At 43.2% G+C, this 22341-nt stretch carries 17 protein-coding genes; 8 read left to right on the top strand and 9 right to left on the bottom strand.

The genetic code is table 11. The annotated features are described in order from the left end of the window. Positions 1-53 precede the first annotated feature (53 nt). From MNR06_RS07710 to MNR06_RS07700, 3 genes are read right to left on the bottom strand one after another with little or no spacing between them, the layout of a single operon-like run. Positions 54-944: a hypothetical protein gene (locus MNR06_RS07710; RefSeq protein WP_243540656.1), complete on the bottom strand. Its 891-nt coding sequence runs from the start codon at positions 942-944 to the stop codon at positions 54-56. 12 nt (positions 945-956) lie between these two features. Beyond that, on the bottom strand, positions 957-2423 hold the full coding sequence (locus tag MNR06_RS07705; RefSeq protein WP_243540655.1) for a TolC family protein: 1467 nt from the start codon (positions 2421-2423) through the stop codon (positions 957-959). After that, positions 2417-3169 (bottom strand): hypothetical protein, encoded by a 753-nt coding sequence (locus MNR06_RS07700; RefSeq protein ID WP_243540654.1) that lies wholly within the window; start codon positions 3167-3169, stop codon positions 2417-2419. Before MNR06_RS07700 ends, MNR06_RS07705 begins: the two co-directional genes overlap by 7 nt. 209 nt (positions 3170-3378) lie before the next feature. Here MNR06_RS07700 and MNR06_RS07695 point away from each other — a divergent pair, with 209 nt between their 5' ends. Further along, on the top strand, positions 3379-6528 hold the full coding sequence (locus MNR06_RS07695; RefSeq protein WP_243540653.1) for an efflux RND transporter permease subunit: 3150 nt from the start codon (positions 3379-3381) through the stop codon (positions 6526-6528). Between the two features lie 27 nt (positions 6529-6555). Here the strand turns inward: MNR06_RS07695 and ygiD are convergent, their stop codons facing one another. Continuing rightward, positions 6556-7332: a 4,5-DOPA-extradiol-dioxygenase gene (gene ygiD, locus MNR06_RS07690; protein ID WP_407933212.1), complete on the bottom strand. Its 777-nt coding sequence runs from the start codon at positions 7330-7332 to the stop codon at positions 6556-6558. Then, complete coding sequence (locus MNR06_RS07685) at positions 7332-7934, bottom strand: YceI family protein (protein ID WP_243540651.1); 603 nt, start codon at positions 7932-7934, stop codon at positions 7332-7334. Before MNR06_RS07685 ends, ygiD begins: the two co-directional genes overlap by 1 nt. A 96-nt stretch (positions 7935-8030) precedes the next feature. Here MNR06_RS07685 and MNR06_RS07680 point away from each other — a divergent pair, with 96 nt between their 5' ends. Next, positions 8031-8933 carry a LysR family transcriptional regulator gene (locus tag MNR06_RS07680; RefSeq protein ID WP_243540650.1) on the top strand — a complete coding sequence of 301 codons (903 nt, stop codon included), beginning with the start codon at positions 8031-8033 and terminating at the stop codon, positions 8931-8933. On the opposite strand, the gene MNR06_RS07675 is transcribed toward MNR06_RS07680, so the two are convergent. Then, the gene (locus MNR06_RS07675; protein ID WP_243540649.1) at positions 8930-9472 is read right to left on the bottom strand and encodes a PilZ domain-containing protein; all 543 of its coding nucleotides are present in this window, start codon (positions 9470-9472) and stop codon (positions 8930-8932) included. The genes MNR06_RS07680 and MNR06_RS07675 overlap by 4 nt on opposite strands. Positions 9473-9555: 83 nt before the next feature. Then, positions 9556-10509 carry a thiamine-phosphate kinase gene (thiL, locus tag MNR06_RS07670; RefSeq protein ID WP_243540648.1) on the bottom strand — a complete coding sequence of 318 codons (954 nt, stop codon included), beginning with the start codon at positions 10507-10509 and terminating at the stop codon, positions 9556-9558. Between the two features lie 77 nt (positions 10510-10586). Here thiL and ppk1 point away from each other — a divergent pair, with 77 nt between their 5' ends. Together ppk1 and sixA are read left to right on the top strand one after the other, a co-directional pair. Then, positions 10587-12758, top strand: coding sequence for a polyphosphate kinase 1 (gene ppk1 / locus MNR06_RS07665; RefSeq protein ID WP_243540647.1), 2172 nt, complete (start codon positions 10587-10589; stop codon positions 12756-12758). Next, complete coding sequence (sixA, locus tag MNR06_RS07660; protein WP_243540646.1) at positions 12758-13264, top strand: phosphohistidine phosphatase SixA; 507 nt, start codon at positions 12758-12760, stop codon at positions 13262-13264. The genes ppk1 and sixA overlap by 1 nt, the downstream gene beginning before the upstream one ends. Here sixA and MNR06_RS07655 read toward each other — a convergent pair. Together MNR06_RS07655 and MNR06_RS07650 are read right to left on the bottom strand one after the other, a co-directional pair. Then, positions 13261-17265 (bottom strand): DUF3047 domain-containing protein, encoded by a 4005-nt coding sequence (locus MNR06_RS07655; RefSeq protein ID WP_243540645.1) that lies wholly within the window; start codon positions 17263-17265, stop codon positions 13261-13263. The two genes, sixA and MNR06_RS07655, sit on opposite strands and share 4 nt — an antisense overlap. 149 nt (positions 17266-17414) lie before the next feature. Further along, the gene (locus tag MNR06_RS07650; RefSeq protein WP_243540644.1) at positions 17415-18335 is read right to left on the bottom strand and encodes a Ppx/GppA phosphatase family protein; all 921 of its coding nucleotides are present in this window, start codon (positions 18333-18335) and stop codon (positions 17415-17417) included. 50 nt (positions 18336-18385) lie between these two features. On the opposite strand from MNR06_RS07650, the gene MNR06_RS07645 reads away from it, so the two are divergent. The 4 genes from MNR06_RS07645 to MNR06_RS07630 all read left to right on the top strand — a co-directional run bounded on the left by MNR06_RS07645 (position 18386) and on the right by MNR06_RS07630 (position 22341). Further along, complete coding sequence (locus MNR06_RS07645; RefSeq protein ID WP_243540643.1) at positions 18386-19441, top strand: hypothetical protein; 1056 nt, start codon at positions 18386-18388, stop codon at positions 19439-19441. Between the two features lie 116 nt (positions 19442-19557). Then, positions 19558-20223, top strand: a complete 666-nt coding sequence (gene phoU / locus MNR06_RS07640) for a phosphate signaling complex protein PhoU (RefSeq protein ID WP_243540642.1) — start codon at positions 19558-19560, stop codon at positions 20221-20223. Then, the gene (locus tag MNR06_RS07635) at positions 20216-20920 is read left to right on the top strand and encodes a response regulator transcription factor (protein ID WP_243540641.1); all 705 of its coding nucleotides are present in this window, start codon (positions 20216-20218) and stop codon (positions 20918-20920) included. The genes phoU and MNR06_RS07635 overlap by 8 nt, the downstream gene beginning before the upstream one ends. Then, positions 20917-22341: a sensor histidine kinase gene (locus MNR06_RS07630; protein WP_243540640.1), complete on the top strand. Its 1425-nt coding sequence runs from the start codon at positions 20917-20919 to the stop codon at positions 22339-22341. The genes MNR06_RS07635 and MNR06_RS07630 overlap by 4 nt, the downstream gene beginning before the upstream one ends.

Genomic DNA, 22341 nt, shown 5'->3' with positions numbered 1-22341 from the left:
TCGTCAACCCCTCCGCCTTGCGCTTGACCACTTTTGATCAGCCTTGATTAATCCTACTGCACTTTTTTAAGAGTGAAGTCGCCTTGAAAACCCTGTTTGTTGTTTTGCCAAGAGCCTTTGTATTCGCCATTCACTAAAGTTCCGTCGAATGTGGCAAGGTAATCTGAACTGTGTTGAATCGAAGTTCCAGTGATAGTTAATACTGGTGGATTCAAATCAGTTTGATAATTTACTTTTAGATATAACGACACAGACCCAGCTGGATCATCAGCGCGATCAAATCGACCGATCAACTTAGGTACCTTTCCTTCTTTCACAACTTGCAAAGTGATGGTGAAAGTAAAAGTTGCTTTGCCACCTTTGATGTTAGCGCCAGTGTAAGTACCAGCAATCGCCTCATACTGTTCGCGAAGTCTTTCATAATATTCGTGTTCTTGATTGTCGCTGCCAGGTTTTTGGCGCTCTGCTGATTGCAGGCTGACTTTCAAAACCCCAACAAGACCTGACAATGATTTCACTTGGCCTTCGATTGTGTTACCGGCGATTTTCGCATTGATTGTGTGGACATCATCAGGGCCTGGAGTTTTATTTTCATTGGTGAAAATCAACTCGGAAGTTTCAGGGATATAACGGACGCGTAAATTTAAGCCCGCACTCGCTGGGTTGATGGCTTTATAGTTCGCGCGCAAAACCACGCGGTTTGTATCTTCGCCATTTTGATTTTGGCTATCCACTTCTTCTAACGTGAACAAAGTTAGTTCGATGTCTTTTTCAGAATTTCCAGTTGAAAGTTTACCGGCGTACGTACCGACAACAGAGTTGTACTTGCTTAATAGGCGGGCGCGCTCTTCAGCTTCTTTTGCATCACTTTTGCTAGTGTCCTGGTCAAAGGCACAAGCGGTAAGGCTAAGTACACCTAAGATTAGAATTAATTTTTTTAACATCTTAAACCCCTCTTATTTAGCATCCGCAGATGGAATATCATCTGGGATCAATTCGTCTCTGACTGCGGCCCATTCGTTAAGGGCGATGGCGTAATCACCCAGTGCGCGATAGTATTGAACTTCAGAGTCGAAAAAATTATTCATTGCAGTAATCAGAATAGAAATGTCCGTACGGCCTTGGTTGTAAGAGCGGTTTAGCTCCTGCGACGCCTTTTCGCGGAATTCCCTTTGTTTCTTTGCGCTGACAGCGATGGCATAGTTGGTTTGAACTTGGCGTTCAGACTGGCCTTCGATATCTGTAGCTTCCTGGATTTGACGTTGCAAACGAGTTGCTTCTAAATCCTTCGTTAGCTTTTTATTGATGATCTGTTCATTTTGAATGTCAGAACCAAAGTTGTATTGGAACTTCAGTCCCACATAGTATTTCGGGCGGGTGCCTGAAGCTAACTCTGAATAAGAACCTTCTGAAGATTCATCCGAACCAGAAGTATACACGCGACCCACAAAATTCAATGTTGGGTAAGCCAATGATTCATAAGCATCAAGATTTTCTTCAGCTGCTTCAACTCTTAGTTTTTGCGAACGAATGCTGCGCAAGTCTTCGATTTTCTTTTGTACTAACTTTGGTACCGCGGGGATGTCTTGAGGGATTTCAAACGTGACTTCCGTCGTTGGATCTAAAGCTAACAACGTTAAAAGATTTTCGCTGTTTTTTAGATAAGCGACAGAAAAAGACTTTACTCTTTGTTCGCGGGATTCCATTTCAGCTTGAACCTGCGGAAGGTCCCCGGGGTTTGAATAACCAAGACCCGTTTTTCTTTTCACCGCATCAACCAACTTTTTATAGCGATCACGGGAAGCAACAGCTTCTCTGAAATTTTCTTGGGCTACGTATGTGTTCCAGAACTGACGGATAGATTCTAATACAACGTCTTCAAGTTCGTTGGCTCTAGCGATCTTGTTAGCTTCATAAGTAAGCTCTGCAGCATTCACGATCCCGCGATCAGCAACACCAAAAGAGTTGCCAAGAAGAGCTTGTTCTAAAGTTAAGCCCGCCACATCCAAAGTTTGTTCAGATGGCGGAGGACTTGTGGGAATGGTATCAAAATCAACTTTTTGCGATAGACGACTTAGTTCTAATCCTAACAAAGTTCCTGTCGTAAAGGGCTTTTGTAAAGTCGCTGTTGTTCTAAGTCGTTCATACTTTGCAGTGTTGCTGCTTGTAGATGAAAGAAGGCCCGCTGATTTATCGTATTCAAAACCAGTCTCGACCCCTAATTTCCAGTCATAGGCTGATAAAGTCAGTGCCGGTGTTAAGCGGAATTGTTGGTATCTTAAGTTCACCTCCAAAGCTTTTGGGCCTTGTTTTAAAACCAGCTCTGCCACAGTTTTTTGTGACAAGGTGATTTTCTTAGGTGTTTGCGCCCACGCCGTGATGAATGTGCATGATGTAATGAGGGCTAAGAATATTTTTACCATGTGATTTTAGTTCCTAGTTCAAAGTTGTCTTTTTGAAGTGCGATGTCAGAGTTGTCTTTGAGTTGTCTTTGGGACCATTCGGTGAACAGGGACCAGTTTTTACCGACAGTGAAATCTAAACCGTAGGCCATCGATTCATAACCCGCAATCTTAGAGAATGTCGCATAATCATTGGCGCTTGCTTGGGTGTAGTTCAAAGTTCCGAATTGAGGAGAGAAAGTGAAAGCCAACCATGAAAGTCGTGCCCACTGCAATTGAAGCAAAGGCCCTAGGCTTAAAAGACTGGTGTTCAAACGAGCATCGTTGATTTTAAAACCAGACGATAAGGTCACATCTGTATCTTGAGAAGCAATAGAAGCTTTAGCGCGAAGGCCGGCCTTCCAATTCAATTGTTTGATGCCGTAATAAGGTGTTAGGGCGCCAAACTCAAAACCTGGCATTACCGTTTCGCCGTTTTTCGCTAGATCAAAAGATCCAACTCCGTCTTTCTGTGCTGTTCCTGCAGGTTGAAATTGTTGTGCAGAAAAGCCTGCGAAATAATTCCAACGACGGGTGATAATTTCAGGACGCGGATCTTTCAAAGTAAGCATTCCAGCGACTTGCGCGTCGGTAGCTGTTTGAACTGTTTTGCCTTGAATTGAAGATTCGGCCAAAGCCTTTTGACGTAAAGATACTTCGCTCACTGCGGGAGCTGCGTAACTAAAAGAGCAGGTCAGAATAGCTGCTGGGATCAATATCCACTTCATTATTTCACCCCTAAAAATAATAGAACTCGTGGGTCAGGAATAGTCCGCACATCAGGGCCTGTCAACCTCGAGTTGCTGATTTGGGGACCTAACAATGAAATCGATTTTTCCATATTGTTTCAATAGTTTGAGAGCATTGTGTTGAATGAAAATCGTAATGACTATTTTACACGGATTGCCTACAGTGGCGGGAGTTTAAAGAGGTAGTGATGAGACTCTCAGATATTTCAATTAAGAACCCGGTGTTTGCTTGGATGTTGATGTTCGGGTTGATGATTTTCGGTCTAATTTCATTTTCACGCATGGGCGTAAGCCAGCTGCCAGACGTGGATTTCCCGACAGTGAATGTCAGCGTCACAATGAGTGGGGCGGCTCCGGAAGTCATGGAACTTCAAGTTGTCGATCCAATTGAAAGCGCCTTGATGACGGTTGAAGGGATTCAATCGATTAAATCAAATAGTAAAACGGGATCAGCCTCTATCACGGTCGAATTTGATTTGGATCGCAACATCGATGTGGCTTTGCAAGACGTTCAAGCTAAAGTCGCTGGTGTTCAGCGTTTGCTTCCAGACGATGTGGATCCGCCAACTCTTTCTAAAACAAATCCTGATGACCAACCGATTCTGTGGCTGGCGCTTACGTATGAAAAGAACGATCCAGAATTCATGATGCGCTATGCGCGCGATTATTTGAAAGATCGTTTCACAACGGTTGAAGGAGTCGGTGATATTTTCTTAGGTGGTTACACGGATCCTGTGATGCGCGTGCACGTTCGTCCTAAGGATCTGATGCGCTATAATATATCTGTTAACGACGTTATGGATGCCGTTAAAAACGAACACTCAGAACTTCCTGGTGGATACATCACAACCGAAAAAAAGACTTTCAACGTAAGAACCTTGGGTGAAGCGAAAACGGAAGATGAGTTCCGTTCCATCGTCATCAGCCGTCGTGCCGGTCAAACTGTCGCGGACCCAACGAACATGGTTAAGATTTCTCAAGTTGCAGATGCAAGCCTTGGCCTAGATAAGATCGAGCGTCTATCGCGCTTTAACGGTCTACCTGCGCTGGGTTTAGGTATTCGTAAGCAGCGTGGCACAAACGCCGTATCTGTGGCGCAGGCAGTGAAAGAAAAAATCGACGAGATTCAACCGCAACTTCCTCCGGGCATGAAAGTGCAAGTGAACTTTGATAGTACAAAGTTCATCGAACAATCCGTGCATGAGCTTAATAAGCATTTGATCTTAGCTGTTATTTTTACATCGCTTGTGTGTTGGATGTTCTTAGGAAGTTGGTCTGCGACCTTTAATGTGTTGTTGTCGATTCCAACCTCACTTCTTGGTGCGTTTATTGGTCTTTACTTCCTTGGATATACTTTGAACATGTTCACACTGTTGGGTCTGACGCTGGCGATTGGTATCGTCGTGGATGATGCCATCATGGTGTTAGAAAATATCTTCCGGTATAACGAAAACGGCCGGGGACGAATTGAGTCTGCTATCTTAGGTGCAAGGGAAATTTCTTTTGCCGCCATGGCAGCCACCGCTGCAGTTATTGCGATCTTCCTACCAGTTGCCTTCATGAAAGGTATTATCGGTAAGTTCTTTATGCAATTCGGTGTGACGATTTCTTTAGCGGTTTTCTTATCGCTAGTTGAGTCTTTGACGATCACACCAATGCGTTGCGCGGGTTTTGTGCATCACGGTGAACGTAAAACAAAACTAGGTCGTGGTTTTGAAGCCTTCATGGAAAACTTGAAATTCGTCTATGAAAAATACCTTAAACTTTCTTTGGCCCATCCTTGGAAAGTATTGGTTGGCTCGCTGGTGTTCGTAGCGTTGTCCTTCATCTCTATCAAATTCTTGAATAAAGAAATGAACCCGGCCCAGGATCAAAGCATTTTCTTAGCGCGTTTAGTTTTGCCAGTGGGAACTTCGCTTTCCCATACAGACGCGCAAACGAAAAAAGCTGAACAGTGGTTCCTATCGCGTCCTGAAATTAAACAAGTTTATGCGGCTATCGGTGGTTTTGGTGGCGGTGTTTCTGATTCCAACATCACGATGATGTTCGTGACCATGAAAGATAAAGGCGAGCGCGGTAAAGATCCTGAATCAGGAAAAGAACTTAGCCAGCAGGAATTCATGCAAGTGGCTCGTAAAGCTTTAGCAAAAATCGAGGATGTTAGACCGATCTTGATGGATCTATCCCAACAAGGTTTCGGTGGCGGTCGTGGTTATCCGATTGAATTTACGATCTTAGGTTCTGATTGGGATAAGCTCGCGAAATACACAGAAACCATGATGAAGGAAATGGAAAAAAGTGGCCTGATGGTGGACGTGGATTCCAATTACCTTTTAGGTATGCCAGAAATCCAAGTGAAACCAGATCGGGTTTCAGCAGCCCAACATGGGGTTAGCATTAACTCTATCGGTACAACCGTCAATGCGCTGATCGGGGGCGTGAAAGTAGGGGAGTTCCCACAAGGCGGACATCGTTACGATATTAAGGTGAAGCTTGTTGATCAGGGTGATCCGATGAATGAAATCAAAACTTTGTTCGTTGGAAACAGCCGTGGAAATCTGATTCCGTTACCAAGAGTGACGAAGGATGAAGTGGGTTCAAGCTTACAAGCGATTTCTCGCGTGAATCGTCAAAGAGCGATCACGGTGACTGCGAATATGAAACCCGGCGTTTCTCAACAAGCGGCCATGGCCTATGTTGAAAACAAAGCTAAGGAAATCCTTGAGCCAGGTTATATGATCGATCCAGGCGGAAGTTCTAAAACATTTAAAGAATCCTTCCAAAGTTTGATCTTTGCTTTGGTGATGGGTTTAGTTATCGCTTACATGGTACTAGCAAGTCAGTTTAACTCGTTCATCGATCCAGTGACGATTCTGATGGCATTGCCATTCAGCTTTAGTGGGGCTTTCTTTGCGCTGCTAATGACGGGACAGTCGTTAAATATGTTCTCGATGATTGGGTTACTATTATTGATGGGGATCGTGAAAAAGAACTCGATCTTACTGATTGAGTTTACGAACACCGTACGTGACCGCGGAACCAGAGAAGCTATTAACGCTTTAATCGAAGCGTGTCCGATTCGCCTTCGCCCTATCTTGATGACCTCTGTTGCGACTATCGCAGCGGCGATACCATCAGCGACAGCAACGGGAGCTGGCTCAGAAACAATGCGTCCAATGGCGATTTGTTTGATCGGCGGGGTTGTGGTTTCAACAGCACTGACGTTGTTCGTAGTTCCAGTGGCCTACTTGTTGATGGATAAATTCAAACAGCGCGATGTCGTTCGTGAAAAAACCAAACAGGCCTTTGCGGCGGTGGGAACTGAAGCTCTTGAATAAAAAAAAAGCTCCTGCAAAGGAGCTTTTTTATTTCCACAATACAGAGCGCATTGAAAGACTGCCTAGTTCATATCCTTCATAAGGATATGAAATCGAGTCCTCAGGGGTCGAAGCACCATAACAATATAAAAGCGGTAAATAGTGGTCAGCTGAAGGAACACTAAGACGGTCGGCTTCCTGATTTTCATCTAAGTACATTAGTTTATAATCTTCACGATTTTCTAATGCAGCCTTTACCTTTAAATCAAATTCCTTTGCCCAAGGGTAAACTGCCTTTTGATCCTTCCAATTTATCAAACGTAAATTGTGGACGATGTTGCCGCTTCCCAAAATCAGTACGCCTTTTTCACGCAACGCCTGCAGCTTGCGACCGATTTCCACGTGGGCTTTAGGATCTTTTTTAACATCAAGGCTTAACTGGTAAACGGGGATATTGGCTTCAGGGTACATGTGCAAAAGAATAGACCAAGTGCCATGATCATAACCCCATTTTTCCGTAAGAATAGCATCACCACCAACTAGCTTCTGAGTTTCAGCTGCTAATTCGGGTGCGCCCGGCGCGGGATAACGAATATCAAATAGAGCTTTTGGAAATCCATAAAAATCATGGATGGTTTGCGGATTTGCCGCAGAAAGAATTTGCGTGCCAGTGGTTTCCCAGTGAGCAGACACTGCAAGAATAGCCTGTGGGCGAGGAATTTTCCCCGCCAGCTGATGAAGTCCTTCCGTGAATGGATTTTTATCCAAAGCATTCATCGGGGAACCGTGACCAACAAATAACACAGGCATTTTAGTCATAACAATTAACCTTTTTTATCCAGCGGTTTGTTTGCTTGAATTTTCAAAATCAAAGTCACTTCGTCGCCAATTGCAGGACCCGCTTCGATCATTTTACCCCAAGTTAAGCCGAAATCTTTGCGATTGATTTTTCCAGTCGCGTTGAAGGCTACTTTATGGTTTCCGTAAAGATCTACAACGTCACCTAGGTACTTCACATCCAAAATCACTTCTTTAGTTTTACCTTTTAAAGTCAAATCACCAACCAGTTTTAGTTTTTCCGGTGTTCCTGAAATCTTTTTTGTGACAAATGTCATTTTTGGATTTTTAGTAACGTCAAAGAAGTCAGGGCTTTTCAAATGATCATCACGATCTTTGTTAGATGTATCGATAGTGCCAACATCCACATTCAAATTAGCTGATGATTTTTCAAGCTTTTGATCCACTGTAATGGTGCCATCAAATTTTGTGAAACGACCTTCAACTGTTGAAATCACCATGTGAGGGATTTCAAAGCCAATTGTTGAATGGGCGCCATCAACGCTATAGCTTCCGGCAGGGATGGTTTTACCTGCAAATGCAGAAAGGCTTGCTAGCGTGATAAGTGATGAAAGAATAAGTTTTGTCATATGTTTTCTCCTTAGGTTCATTAATTGAACAAGATTAGTATCGAAGGATTTTGATTATTGCGGTAGGTGACGGATTCGGGATATACTGTTGCATATATGGAACAATTAGATTTAAACCAAATTCGTACCTTTGTGAGACTTGTCCAGACGGGAAGCTTTACCAAAGCCGCTGAGGTCCTGCGTCAGCCTAAGTCTAGGGTCAGTCGCCGTTTGGCCTCATTAGAGAGAGATTTAGGGGCTCAGCTGATCTACCGAACTACGAGACAATTTCAATTGACTGAGGTGGGCCGGAATTTTTATGACCGCGCCAAAAATCTGATCGAGGGTTTGGAGAGTCTTTCTAATGAGGTCAGCGAGGGAACTGCCGAAGTCAGTGGACTTATCAAGGTCACCGCTTCTGATGATATGGGTGTAAAGCACCTGCCCACGATTCTGGATGAGTTTTCGCGCTTGTATCCACAAGTTCGTTTTGAGCTGCTTTTAAGCCAAGCATATGTCGACTTGGTGAAAGAATCCATAGATGTTGCGATTCGAATTGGCACCCTAAAGGATAGCTCTTTAAGAGTAAGAAAAGTCGGAACGGTAAAAAGTATAATCGTTGCCTCCCCTGGTTTTATCGAAAGATACCGACATTATGAAGATCTGAATCAGATCGAGAAGTTGCCTTTTGTTGGCATGACTTCAATGCAAAAAATTGAAACGTTAAAAGGAAGCGACGGCAAAAAATTTTCGTTCAAGCCGAATCTTTCATACAGCGCCAACAACCCAGCTATGCTGGTTGAGCTTGCTTTATTGGGAAAAGGTATTGCCTATGTTCCCGAGTTTTTATGCGCTGATCACATAAAATCGGGAAGACTATTGCACATTCATAGAAATTTAAGAGGAGTAGAGGCCGCGGTAAACATTGTAACTCCCGAACAAAAAGAAGTTCCATTGAAGGTCAAAAAGTTTTCAGAGTTTGTCGGGAAAAGATTAAGGGACCTATTAACGACCACTTAAGAAAACAGTCTTAACAACATTTTGTAAAGGCCAACATACTCAAAGCGCAGTAAGTGCCAAATGATTGCGCCCCAAGCGAAGCCTAGGATCGCCATCAAGGTCAATTGCGGCGCTGAAGCCAAGCTAAAGCTTTCTTTAGTGCGGTTTAAAAGACCATCAATCTCGCTGCGATCTTGGGTTTCTTTGAACTTCCGCGCTAAGCCTTGGGCAAGCACGATTCTTTGTGACATTTCTAGCTTATAGAAATGCACACCCACTAAGGTTCTTTGTTCTGTGATATTTTCTAAGCGGGTTACGATGCCATAACAAGCCATCTGACGGGAACCGGGTGGAGTGAATTGAATTTTAATAACTTCACCTAATAGCGGGCAAAGATCATCCGGCGCGGTGAACGCTAAACCAGTCAAAGACACATTTTTGATTTCAGTGCCTTCTTCCCAAGGAACTTGTTTGGGGCCGGCCACACGAACTAGGCTGTCGTCCTCGGTATTGAGGATGTAACGGGGTGAGCGACCGTGATAGCGTGCTAGACTTGTCATAGTCTACTTTTCGGCGAAAAGGACCTCAGTCTGAAGCGGGAACTGGAAGACGGAAGATAATTTTTCAGTCTCAAAATGAGAAACTAGAAATGCTTCCAGCCTTTGAATTCTTTAATTTCCTTTTGCGCGTGGGAATCCGTTAAAAAAACTCCGGGCGAGTTTGTGAACTGACCAATTAATTTCCAGTCTTGAAACAAACTGTAATCATCTGGATGTATGGCCATCAAAAGTTCATAGTCTTCGCCACCCCAAAGTACCAACTCAGTTACAGATCGCCCAAGATCAATTGCTAATTGAGCAGTTTCTTGATGCACCGGCAGACTTTCTTCAAAGATATGAAGCCCGCCATTTTCAGGGATAAGCTGTAAGGAATCGTTAACAAGGCCATCACTGCAATCCATCAGGGCATGGATTTTTTGATGGTTCTGTGAAATTGTTTGCACAAGATCAAGTCGCGGTAAAGGCTGAGTGTGTTTTTTCTTAGCTTCCTCATAGCCGTTAATATTTTTATTTAAAGCCAAAAATCCAGTGTACGAAAGCCCTAAGGGTCCGCTGCTTAATAGCAGGTCACCTGACTTCACACCTTTTCTAGTCAAAGGGTGTTCACAGGAACCATAAACGCTGACGTCGATTGAAATCTTGTCAGTGGATGCGGTGAGGTCACCTCCAATGACTTCGCAACCGTGTTCATCTGCAAGGGCGACCATGCCTTTATAAAAATCGTCAAGCCAAGATTCTGTCGTGTATTTCGCTGGCAGGGACAAAGAACACTGGATAAAATGGGGCCGGGCCCCCATCGCGGCAATATCACTTAAGTTCACGGCCAAGGATTTATGTCCTAGGGAATAGGCACTGCAATAGTCAGTTTTAAAATGCACGTCTTCGACCATCATGTCCTGGCAGATAACGGAATAACCAGGGAAGTTTTTAAAAACAAAAGCGTCATCGCCTAACGGAACGACGGTGTTTTTATTTTGACGCTGGACCCGATACTTTATTACGTCGATCAGGTTCCATTCTTTCGGAGTATTCTGCATGCCGTTGTCCTTGGAAGACATTGCCAAAAAATTGGCTTTATTGTGAAATATACGAAGGAAGAGTCAAGGAGGATTCTTTGAATACGCCAAAAGTGGCTTCGCAAAAACGAACGTCAAAAAAGAAATCATCTCGCAAGCCGAAGGTTGTCGAGCATCCTCTGTCGTCTGAAAGCTTATTTAGCAGCCGTGAAATTGGTTGGCTTAATTTCAATCGCCGCGTTTTGGCAGAAGCCGAAGATGTTAGAAACCCGCTTTTAGAGCGAGTCAAATTCCTAAGTATTTCGGGATCTAACCTGGATGAATTTTTCATGAAGCGCGTGGGTGGTTTAAAACGCCACGTAGCCTATGGAATTTCTCCGCGTTCTGCTGATGGTAAAACTCCACTAGCGCAACTTCAAGAGATTCGCCAAGTGGTTAATCCCATGCTTTTGGATCAGGCGAATTGCTTTAAAAAATTGCTCAAGCCTGCTTTGGAAAAAGAAGGCATTCATTTAGTAAATTGGAAAGATCTGAGCGATAAAGAAATAGAAACCATTAAGAAATATTATATCAGAAATGTATTTCCGGTTTTGACGCCGTTATCGGTGGACCCTGGGCATCCGTTCCCGTTTATTTCAAATCTTTCTATCTCATTGGGTGTGACGCTGAAGCATCCTCACAGTGAAGATAAATTATTTGCCCGCGTAAAGATTCCGAAAGTATTGCCTCAGTGGATTCCGGTAGAAGGAACCCCCGGTAACTTGCGCTTTGTAAGTTTGCTTGAGTTGATTAAGGAAAATCTGGATGATTTATTTCCTGCCATGCAGGTTCTAAATGTAATGCCTTTCCGTCTAACGCGAAATGCAGACTCAGATCAAGACCAAGAGGATGCCGAAGATTTACTGGAAGCCATCGAAGAAGAACTGCGCCAGCGCCGATTTGCTGAGGTCGTGCGTTTAGAGCATGGACCACATCCAGATCCGTGGATGCTAAAGTTCTTGATGGATGAACTAGAGCTTAATGAAGAAGATATCTATGAACTGCCGGGTTTATTAGATTACACCGATCTTTCGACGATTTCTGATTTGAATATCGCAAAATTAAAATTTGAACCTTATCTGCCAGTTGTACCGTTGGCTTTTGCTGAAGAAGGTACTGGTATTTTTAATGCGATTAAAATGAATGACCACCTCATCCATAATCCCTATGAAAGTTTCGCGGCATCAGTCGAAAAGTTCATTCGTATTGCCAGTGAAGATCCCAAGGTTCTTGCGATTAAGATGACTCTTTATCGCACCGGCGATAATAGCCCCTTTATCAAAGCGATGATCCGCGCCGCTGAACAGGGCAAACAGGTTGTCTGTTTGGTAGAATTAAAAGCACGCTTCGATGAAGAAAGAAACATCTACTGGGCCACTGAATTAGAGAACGCCGGCGTACACGTCGTGTACGGAGTTGTGGGTTTAAAAACCCACGCAAAAACAGCACTCGTAGTTCGTCAGGAACAAGAAGGCCTTAAGTGCTATTGTCATATCGGAACTGGGAACTATAACGTTGCTACTTCCAGATTCTATACGGACTTGGGTCTTTTAACTGCGAATGAAGAAATCACCAGTGATGTTGTTGAGTTTTTCCATTACCTCACGGGTCGCTCTTTAAAAACGTCTTATAATAATCTGTTAGTTGCACCTGTAAATATGTTCACGCGCTTTAAGGCGATGATTGAACGGGAAGCTGAACACGCAAAAGCAGGAAGACCTGCTCACATCATGGCAAAGTTTAATAACTTTGAAGAAAACGATATCGCCGTTGCCTTGTACGCAGCTTCGCAAAAAGGTGTCGATATTGACATGGTCGTGCGCGGCTTCTGTTGTCTTCGTCCCGGTGTCACGGGGATGAGTGAAAAAATCAGAGTCGTTTCCATCATTGGCCGCTTTTTAGAGCATTCGCGTTTATTCTATTTTAGAAACGGCGCCAAAGATCCTATCGATGGTGAGTTTTATTTAGGATCAGCGGACTGGATGTATCGCAATCTTCATGCGCGGGTAGAGGCCATTGTGCCAATCCTAGATCGCAGCCTAAAAGAAAAATGTTATGAACTTTTAAGTCTGTGCATGAAAGAACAACGTCAATCTTGGCAGATGAATTCGGACGGTAGTTATTCACGTAAAGGTTCCCAGGATGTGGGCATTCATCAGACTTTAATGCAAATGGCAAAGGCCAAGGCCACTTTACATGAAGAAGCCCATCATCAAGGAGATCACGACTAATGGAACTGGTGATCATCCGTCATGGCATCGCTGAAGAAAGGGAAGACTTCGCAAAGAAAGGTCAGGAGGATTATTTTCGTCCCCTGACTTTAAAAGGTCGAAAGAAAATGCAAAAGGTCGCAATCCAATTGCGGGACGTGGTGAAGGAATTCGACCTTATTGTTTCAAGTCCCCTCACTCGCGCGCGCCAGACGGCGGAAATCCTTTCGCAAATTTACTTTGAAACGAAAGTAGTGGAAGCTCCGGAACTGGTACCAGGCAGTCCTCCCCAAGCATTTTTGAAATGGATTCGCATTCAAGCAAAGACCCTGAAACGAATTGCCATCGTCGGTCATGAGCCCCATTTAAGTTCATTTGCGAGTTACATGTTAACGGGGAAAGACGAAAGTTTCATTGATCTAAAGAAAAGTGGAATTATCGGTTTAGAAGTAGAATCGTTTCAAACGGCTGAAGCAGGTGGGGCACAGCTTTTATACGCTGTACCCCCGAAGTTTCTGATTGATTAAGGTTGGAAGCTTAAGGACTTAAAGTAAGCTTCTGAAGAATCTTCCGCATCATTAGAGTCATGTTGAATCGTGATGGCAACGATATCCAAATCTTCGACATTCTTATCCGGGAAGGCTTTCTTTAAATCCGCAGCTAAGTTGCGTTTATAATCTTGAGCTTTACCAAGCATATCTTGATTGTTTAACAAAAGCTGTTTTGCTAATGGTAAAGTCGCAACCACGATGTTTTTATTAGAGTAGTGATTTTCAAAAATATCACCCGCTTTGCGAATTTCCCCTTGGGCTTCATCGCCCCAGTAATAACCAAATAAAAACACCTTATCATTTTTAGGATCTACAATACCGCGGTCACCGTTGGCTTTTCCGTCACGGATCGTAAACCATACTTGGAAAGCAGAATCATCTTTGCCACTTCTGCCTTTTACTGGGTCAGCACCGTTTACACCTTTAGTAACAGCCAATTTCAAATTCATGTTTGCATATTCTGTCGGTGAAAAGCGGTAAGCCAACGTCGTCATGCGAATCGAGTTGTTTTTACTTTTCATCAAAGCCCAGTCCTTATCGCCATCAAAGTCAGCGGTCACGTAACCAAAGTCTTTGTTGTCATCTAAACCACCTGGCGAACGCGATTCATAGTTGAATTGGTGATCCATGCGGAAGTGCACCATGTTCTTATGGTTGTAAGTGATGTTAATGCCCTCTGGTAAATTCGTTTTTGTCACCGGAGCTACACGAACACCTGCCATGATGTCTGGAAGCTTTGCCACATCCAACACCGCGTAGGGATCAAAGCGCCATTGTGATTGTGGAAGCTTCGTTTTCACCTCATAGTTATCAGCCGGATCGTTGATCTTAGGAAGTAACTGTTGATTCATTTCCCAAGAGTTTGAGTAAACCACGAAATCTACGAAGTTTTCGTTTTTAAGCGAATAAACTTTTGCGATATTGTCCTTAAACCATCTGTAGTAAGTTCTTTCAGCCGTCGCACGAGAGTTGGCGGCAGCTAAAATCACTTTCGAGTTCCAAGTCAGATTTTGCTTATCATCACTAATGTTAACTTCAGCTAAAGTTTTAACCACACCTTTCATGAACGCTTTTTGATTAAAGCGCGAAGACAAGATACCGGCCAAGTGATCGGCCTTGATTGTTCCTAAGTCCACAGCTTTTAAAGCTTGTGGGAACTTAGAAGATGAAGTCGTCACAACGCCATCGTTGTTTTCTTCAAATTGACCAATGATCTTAGTCGCTTTCATAAAGATATGGGAATCTTCTGGGTCGCTTTCAAAGGTCACAGAGAAATAACGAGTCAATCCAGTCAAACCTCTTTCATTTTTTCTCCAGAACGCTTCCATCGCAGTTGGTGTAATGGATTTAGCAGCTGTTTTTTCTTTTTGGCAGATTTCTGGAATTTTATTTTCAGAAAGAGCAGACACTAACATGAATGGAAGATCTGTCGTATTTAGAATGCTTGATCCATGTAAAGGGGCTGCAATCGACACGAAAGCCTTTACGTTATTAGAAATAAACGTTGGATTCTTAGTAAAAGCCGCTAAGGCATCCACGGCACCTTTAGAGTAGCCAAGAATCAAATAGCGTGGATTGCTGTGACCACGTTGTGTGCGTGCTTTAAAATCTTCACGCAAGTAGTTTAGAATCACATCGGCGTTGTAGTCACTAGAGCAACCGCTTTCTACTGGTGGTTGGATCACTCTTAGTCCCATTTCATCAGCAAGACCATTTAAGCCAAGGCTGAAGATTTCTTTATCAAAGATGCTGTTATAAATACCTGGGATATAAACGATCGTCAGGTCTTCAAGCTTTTGATTATAGATTTGAGTCAAGGGAGTTGGATAGATGCGGTCTTCTAATTCCGCTTCTTTAATAGCTTCCTTCAATAAAGTTTGCGCCATAGTTGCTGTCTGGAATTGCGCGTTTAATTCTTTAAAGCTTTGTGAAGCTGATTCTTTATTGTTAATCCACTTTCTTGCAAACAGCATATCGCGGCTGTCTTGTAAGAAGGCTTTTTCTTGGACAACGATAGAGCGCTCTAAAAGATAGGGCATTTGATACATTTTCATCGCAGCTCTTTTTGCTGGTAACACGAAGTCTACGATATTTTTCATAAAGTCGTTATCGCCAGACAAATCCTGGTGAGTCAGATCAAGGTTTGCCATCTTGTTACCTTGAAGCATATCAACTTTATCTTTGATCTTTTCTACGCGTGGGTCGTTCATTAGGTTTTCCACTGAACCCGAAGTTAGAACAGCATCCGTCAACGCACCGATGTCTTCGGGACTGATCATGCTTGTTACGTCAAACTTAGAAATATCAAAGTTCATTGGTGAAAGAGTTTGGGAACCCGGTTGTTTGAACGGATCAAACTTAAATGCCGACATGAAGCTTTTCATTTCTGAAACTAGGAAATAAGGACGAGTGTCAGAAACGAAGCGCGTGATATGTTGGAAAATTCTTTTTTGTGAAAGATCTTTAGCTTGAGTCTCAACACCTTGTTGGTAGTTAGCCAAAACTTCTTTTAAAGATTCTTTACCAGTCGTTGCATGACGCTTTTCTGTATTGCCAAATAGTTCCTTCGGATTAACACCTAGGAAGCTAAGAATATCTTTAGAACGGATCTGTCCTGGTATTTTTCTTTTATTAGAAGCCACCAAACCAAATGATGAAGCCGCAGTTAAGGAGCCGTGGGTACGGTACATCTTGGTGAAGGCACCAAGGGAAGATTGTATGTAATAACCATCTTTCAACGTTAAAATGAAATCAGGGAAATCAAAGTTTCTTTCAGAAGCGGACTCAATCAAACGAAAGATTGAATCAGGGTAAGCTGTTTTGGCAGTCAGGTTTAAAACCTCAGTAGCCTTCATTGCTTTTGGAGCCGTTTTGCTAGAGTGGTATAGTTTGTCGATTTGCAGCGGATTGCCGCTTTCTGGATAGTAGTAATAAAGATGGGTCTTTTTATCGAACTGAACTTTCGCTTCTCCGTCAGACGACACCACAGTCATCAGCGTTTCGCTCGAAGAATTGCGATTTAAATAAACAGCCAGATCAAACCAGTTGTGCTGACGTAAACCTTGAATAAGGCTTCTAGTTTCTTTGCGCTCTTTTAAATAAACCGGAGCCCAAGTTCCTAACGCCATTAATGGAACTGCAACGTCTTTAGCGCCTTTAAGTTGTTGAACGTTGTTAAAACCCGCAGACTCAATAGCTTTATTTAGATCAACACCCAAAAGTTCTTGTTCAGGTTGGCCTTCATGGAAGCGTCCGATGTTTCCATGGTCTGAAACAAGGATAACTTCAATATCCTGACCTTTATCTTTCGAGGACTTAATAAGTCTTTGCAGTTCAGTATCAAGGACGCGCATCACGGGGAATAGACGATTTAACTGAGTATGCGCCGTAGAATCAATTGCACCAATATAACCTGTGTGAACTGGTTTTGCCTTAGCGGAAGCTAGTTCATCGACAACTGTTTTAATTTCAAGTTTTGGAACTTCCTCGGTCGGAAAGTACATTAAAGCTTCAACGTAAGGATTAAAGAAACTATCAAACGCACCCATATAATACTTAGGGAACGCCAAACGACGATAGTAATCGCGAGGATCGCCTTGCACAGTTTGTGTTGATTCATCAAAATACGTCGCTTCAACGGATTTGATTCTTCCTGCGGCACCAAAGAGATCTGAAGTATGGGTCATAGTCGCCCAAGACAAATCAGTCATTGATGGGAATGGAGCAATGTGGGCACCATAATTCGTAAAATCTTTGAAAAGACCCTGCTTTTGTGCAGCTAAGAAAGCGTAGTAGCTTAAGCCATCAACAGCTAAGAAAACCGTTTTTGTTTGTTCGACTTTTTTAGAGGCGGCGGCAGCGGGTTTTGGCTTAAACGGTAAATCAAAGGCAACGGATTTTGAGGCCGCTCCAAAAGTCAGTGAACCAATAAGGATGCTTGTAGCAACGGATTGGAAGCTGGTCTTTTTTGATTTCATAAACACCTCTAAAAGTTTGTCTCACTATGAATAGAGGCAAGACCGATGCCACAATAACGAGGCCAAATACTACAAGTGCGACTTAATAGAGGGGATTTTCGTTAAAACTGTCTCAGACTGGGAAAGGTGACATTTTGCTTTAGCGGGTGTTACTTAGTTAGCATCGACCATGCGATCCCATCGCGAAGTCCAACCCCGGGAATTAGAATTTTTTGAACCTCTGCCTGGCGCATGATTGTTTGCACTAACATTGCCGCAGGCACGATCACATCGGCGCGATCAGGGCGAAGTTTCAAGACTTCAACGCGCTCTTTGACCTTAAATGTTTTTAGTTTTTCGATGATCGCATTAAGTTCAGACAGAGTTAAAAAACTATGAGGAGCTGCATTTAAAAGCTGAACCTTAAGTTTACCCAGACACTCTAAATTTCCACCTGTACCGATGGCAAAATCCACGGGGTCATGGTCACAGTTTTTATAAATATGTTCGCCAAGATCACCTAAAAATTCACCCATGATAATATTCAAATGGGCCTCATTCAGTTGGCGCTTAGTAAGATTTTCTAGAATGCGCACGGTCCCCATCGGAAAGGATTTTGTAGCCGTCATCTTGTCGCCGTCAGAAAAAGTAACTTCAACACTTCCACCGCCAATATCAATCAGCATGCTGCGTTTGTTGTCTAAGTTTAATTCTTTGCGGACAGCCAAGTGAATCAGACGACCTTCTTCGGTTCCATCAATCACCTCAATGGGGATGTGGGAATTTTTGAAAATTTCATCGACAAAATCTTGGCGGTTTTTAGCTTCGCGGCAAGCACTGGTGGCGACCGCGCGACAGACCTCGACATTTAATTCTTTATTAGTCTCTGCATATCGGCGAAAGGTGGCCTTTGCTATGTCCATAGTTGCCGGCGTAATAATGCCTTCAGTAAAAACATCATGGCCTAGGCGCACGGCGGCCCGAAATCTTTTAACAACTTGAATTGTCGGAGACGGATGTCCAGAAATATCCGCGATCATCATGCGAATGGCATTTGAACCAATATCAATGGCAGACACACGACGTAACACGATAAAGATCTCCTTTGGCAATAGTATATAAAAATGGCACCATGAGAGACATGAAAAAACGTGTTCTTTGTGCATTATTTTATATTTTTAGCTGCTCTCAGGCCTTCGCTCTATCAGATCTAGAAATTTCTGGGGAACTAGACGCTTCCGTTGGAGTTTCAACTTTGCCAACTGGCGAAAGAGGGAATTCAAACTTTGCGGTTCCTGGGTTGTTCTTGGATATCAATGCGCCGTTAAAAGAAGAAAATGTACTAACTTTGGTTTTTGAAGGTTCAGAGTCTAAAACCTCGTCGACTGAAAGATTCGACGTCAAAGTGCGTGAGGCTTATGTTGATCTAGTGAGTCTTTTTGCAGGAATGCATGCGGTTCGTTTCGGTTTGATTCCCCAAGTTTGGCAAGAAGCCCAGTATGAAACATATCATTACCGATTTTTAGAGCGTGACGCCTGGGCCATGACTGAAAAATGGCGATATCTAAATCCAAGCGACCTAGGCATTTCATTTATGTCAGAGCTTTCCCAAAACTTTGGCGAATGGGCTTTGACTTTTTCAAACGGCGAAGGGGCTGAAGGTGCTGAAGAAGGATCCCACAAGGAGGCTTCATTATTCTTACGTCTGACTCCTGTAGAGCCCTGGAGTTTTTCTTTTGGTTACACCCGCGGCACCTATGAACTTTACGGTGAAGGGGTTTCATTAAAAGAGCGAATTCAAGCGTTAATGATGTATGAAGGGCACGGTGCCGTGACCTGGGGATTGGAATTATTAGCAACCCAAGATCCCGCTGATGGGATGACCGCCTTAGATATTGCCGATGACGTAGATGTGTCGGCACTTTCAGGCCAAGCTGTAAAAGGGCAGGCGGCCAGTTTATTCACTGTCATCAGCACGGGTCCCAAAGCAGAATTGATGCTTCGCTATGACTATCTTAATGCCGTAGTTGGTGAAGACGGAAAAAATTTGCAAACGGGGCTTGCATCTTTAGCGTACCAACTTACTGATGATGTCAAAGCTGCATTAGTGGTGGACTATACAAAATATGGCGAAAGCTTTTCGGTTTCAGCACGGGATCGCACGAAGATTTCCATTGCGGGACAGGCTTTGTTTTAAGGTAGTTTGAGTATATTGTTAAGATTCTGTTAGAATGTTTAAGAATGCCGTGTTAACCGGTGTTTTTGTTAAATAAATAATTATAAACAATGGGCAAGGTGCCCTGGAGAATGATCATGGAAAGAGCGATTGACACTCAAATTGAAGATTTAAAGAAAATGATTCTTCTAATGGGTGGCCACGTCGAAAAAGCTTTGTCGCAAGTTACTGCGGCATTGTTGTCCAAGGACTTGGGCATGTTTGATCAGGTGCACGCCATTGAAAAGCTTATCAATGAAGATCATATCAAAGTCGACAATGCTTGTATGAACTTACTTGCTAAGCAAGGGCCGGTAGCTAAAGATCTGCGTTTGATTTTGTCAGTGATTAAAATCAATAACGATCTAGAGCGTATGGGCGACCAATCTGTGAATATTTCTTATTCTGGAAAAGACTATTTAGGTCGTAAACCAATTCAACAGCAATTGGACGACATCAAAAAAATGTCGGAAATCGCAGGTCGCATGGTGAAGGGGTCTCTTGATTCCTTTGTTCGCGGTGATGTTCAACAAGCTAAAGACATTCTTATGATGGATGACGAAATTGATGCTTTGAAAAACAAAGTCTTTAAAGATGCCGTCCTCCATATGAAAAGCCATGGTGAAGATGTTGAAGCTGGTTTGGATTTGATTTTGATTGCAAGAAACTTAGAGCGCTTGGGTGACCACGCAACAAATATCGCAGAAGACGTTATTTTCGCCTTCACAGGTAAAGATATACGTCATGGAGGAAAGTTTGGCTGAGAATTTGATTCATGTGCTAGTAGTGGAAGACGAACAAGAGATTCGTGAGTTGATGGCCCTGCATTTATTGCGTCAGGGCTTCAAAGTGACCGAATGTTCTTCTGCTGAAGATGCCTTGAATGAAGTGAATCGTAATCCAAACTTCCAACTTTTCGTGCTTGATTGGATGCTTCCTGGGATGAGCGGTGTTGATCTTGTTGGAAAGATCAAAGCCAAAGCAAGGGACGCCTCCGTCCTAATGGTAACAGCGATGGCAGAGCCACAAGATATCGTGGCGGGCCTAGAAAAAGGCGCTGATGACTATCTGACTAAACCTTTTAATCCAGGTGTTTTCATTGCCAGAGTAAAGGCCCTTCTAAGAAGAAGTGCCAATATCGCAGCACCCCCTTCTGATAGCAGTGAAGTTTCGGTGGGTGGCTTAAAAATGAACTTTAAGACCTATGAAATTTCTTATAACAGCGAGCCGCTGCACTTAACTCCATCCGAGTTCAAACTTCTAGGATCGTTAGTGCAAAACATGGGCTGCGTGTTAACGCGAGAAAAACTGATCGAAAATATTCAAGGTGAGGGCATTAATGTGGTCGGCCGCACCATAGACACCCACGTTTTTGGATTACGCAAGAAGTTAGGTGAGTGGGGAGATCGCATTGAGACTATCCGCGGAGTAGGATATCGGGTTAAAGTAGATATCGCATGAAGCGATTTGTAAGATTCCCTTGGCGCATATTTTGGAAATTCTATTTTTATCAAGTGCTAGCATTCAATGTGCTTTTTTTGGTGCTTATTGCTGTGGTCGATACGCGCTACCGTGTGCGACCGTTTGTTTATAACGAAGCCCTTTTAAACTTTTTTTTCTTCAGTAATTTTGTCGCAGCACTCACGTCCTATCGATTTGCACGTCCTATTCATCGCGTGATTCTAAAGGCCTTAAGAATTTCTAGTAAAAGAGTTTATGGGAACCTAGTGGAAAATCAGGAAGACGATCTGCTTGATGATGAGCTGGATGATATTTCTGAGTTAGATGTGGCTTTAAACCACATTCACCGCAAAATGAAAAAGCGCAAAGCCCAATTTCTGCAAGCCCAAGAAGAATCCCAAGCATTTATGAGTGCTGTGGCAGAGGGCTTAGTGAGTGTAAGCCTTGATGAAAAGATCCTTTATTTTAACTCTCAGTTTGGTGCCCAGTTTTTAACTGCAGATCGCATGAAGTCCCCGAACCTGCGTTTAAAAGATGCCATCCGTTCCTCAGATGTTCTTGAAGGCTTTGCGCGCACAATCACGGAAGGAAAAGGGCAGCGTTTTACCGTGAAGCTGCCGACGTTAATCGATAATCAGCAAAGATTCTTTTCGGTTTCGGTCAATCCCATTCGCAATGAAAAAACCAAAGTCATGTACGGTGTGGTTGGCATTTTCCATGATATTACAGAGTTAAAAAAGACAGAACAGATCCGCATTGATTTCGTAGGTAATGCTTCCCACGAACTGCGAACGCCCCTGACTTCGATTAAGGGTTATGTCGATACCTTGAAAGAGGATGTTAAGTCAGGACAGATCCAACAGGCGGGAAGATTCTTAGATATCGTTTCTAAAAATATCGATCGCTTAATGGATTTGGTGAACGACTTATTAAGTTTAAGTTCGTTGGATTCCCAAGCTGCCTTGAAATTAGAACAAATTCATCCCTTACAAATTTCTGAGCATATCATCACAGAACTTGCTGTGATGGCCGGGGCAAAAAATATTTCAATTCGTGTGATTGGCGAAGTGGAACCGTTTATGGCGGATGCCAAAAAGGTCGAACAGGTTTTAAGAAATCTTGTTTCAAATGCCATCAAATTTATTCCTAACGGAAAAACTGTCCAAATCCGTTGGGAAGGTGATGAAAAGAATGTGATCTTACGGGTTATTGATGACGGGCCTGGCGTACCTGAAGAACATTTAGATCGTTTGTTTGAACGTTTTTATCGCATCGACAAGGGCCGCACTAGAGACGCTGGTGGTACAGGTTTAGGTTTAGCTATTGTTAAGCACATTATGCAAAGTCACGGTGGCACAGTGGCAGTAAAAAGTGTAATAGATAAAGGAAGCGAATTTATCTGCACTTTTCCGGTTAAATAG

Source organism: Bdellovibrio reynosensis (assembly GCF_022814725.1).
In the GTDB taxonomy this organism is placed as follows: domain Bacteria; phylum Bdellovibrionota; class Bdellovibrionia; order Bdellovibrionales; family Bdellovibrionaceae; genus Bdellovibrio; species Bdellovibrio reynosensis.
Note: the sequence above shows the minus strand (reverse complement) of the source record. Positions and strands in the feature narration are given on the sequence as shown.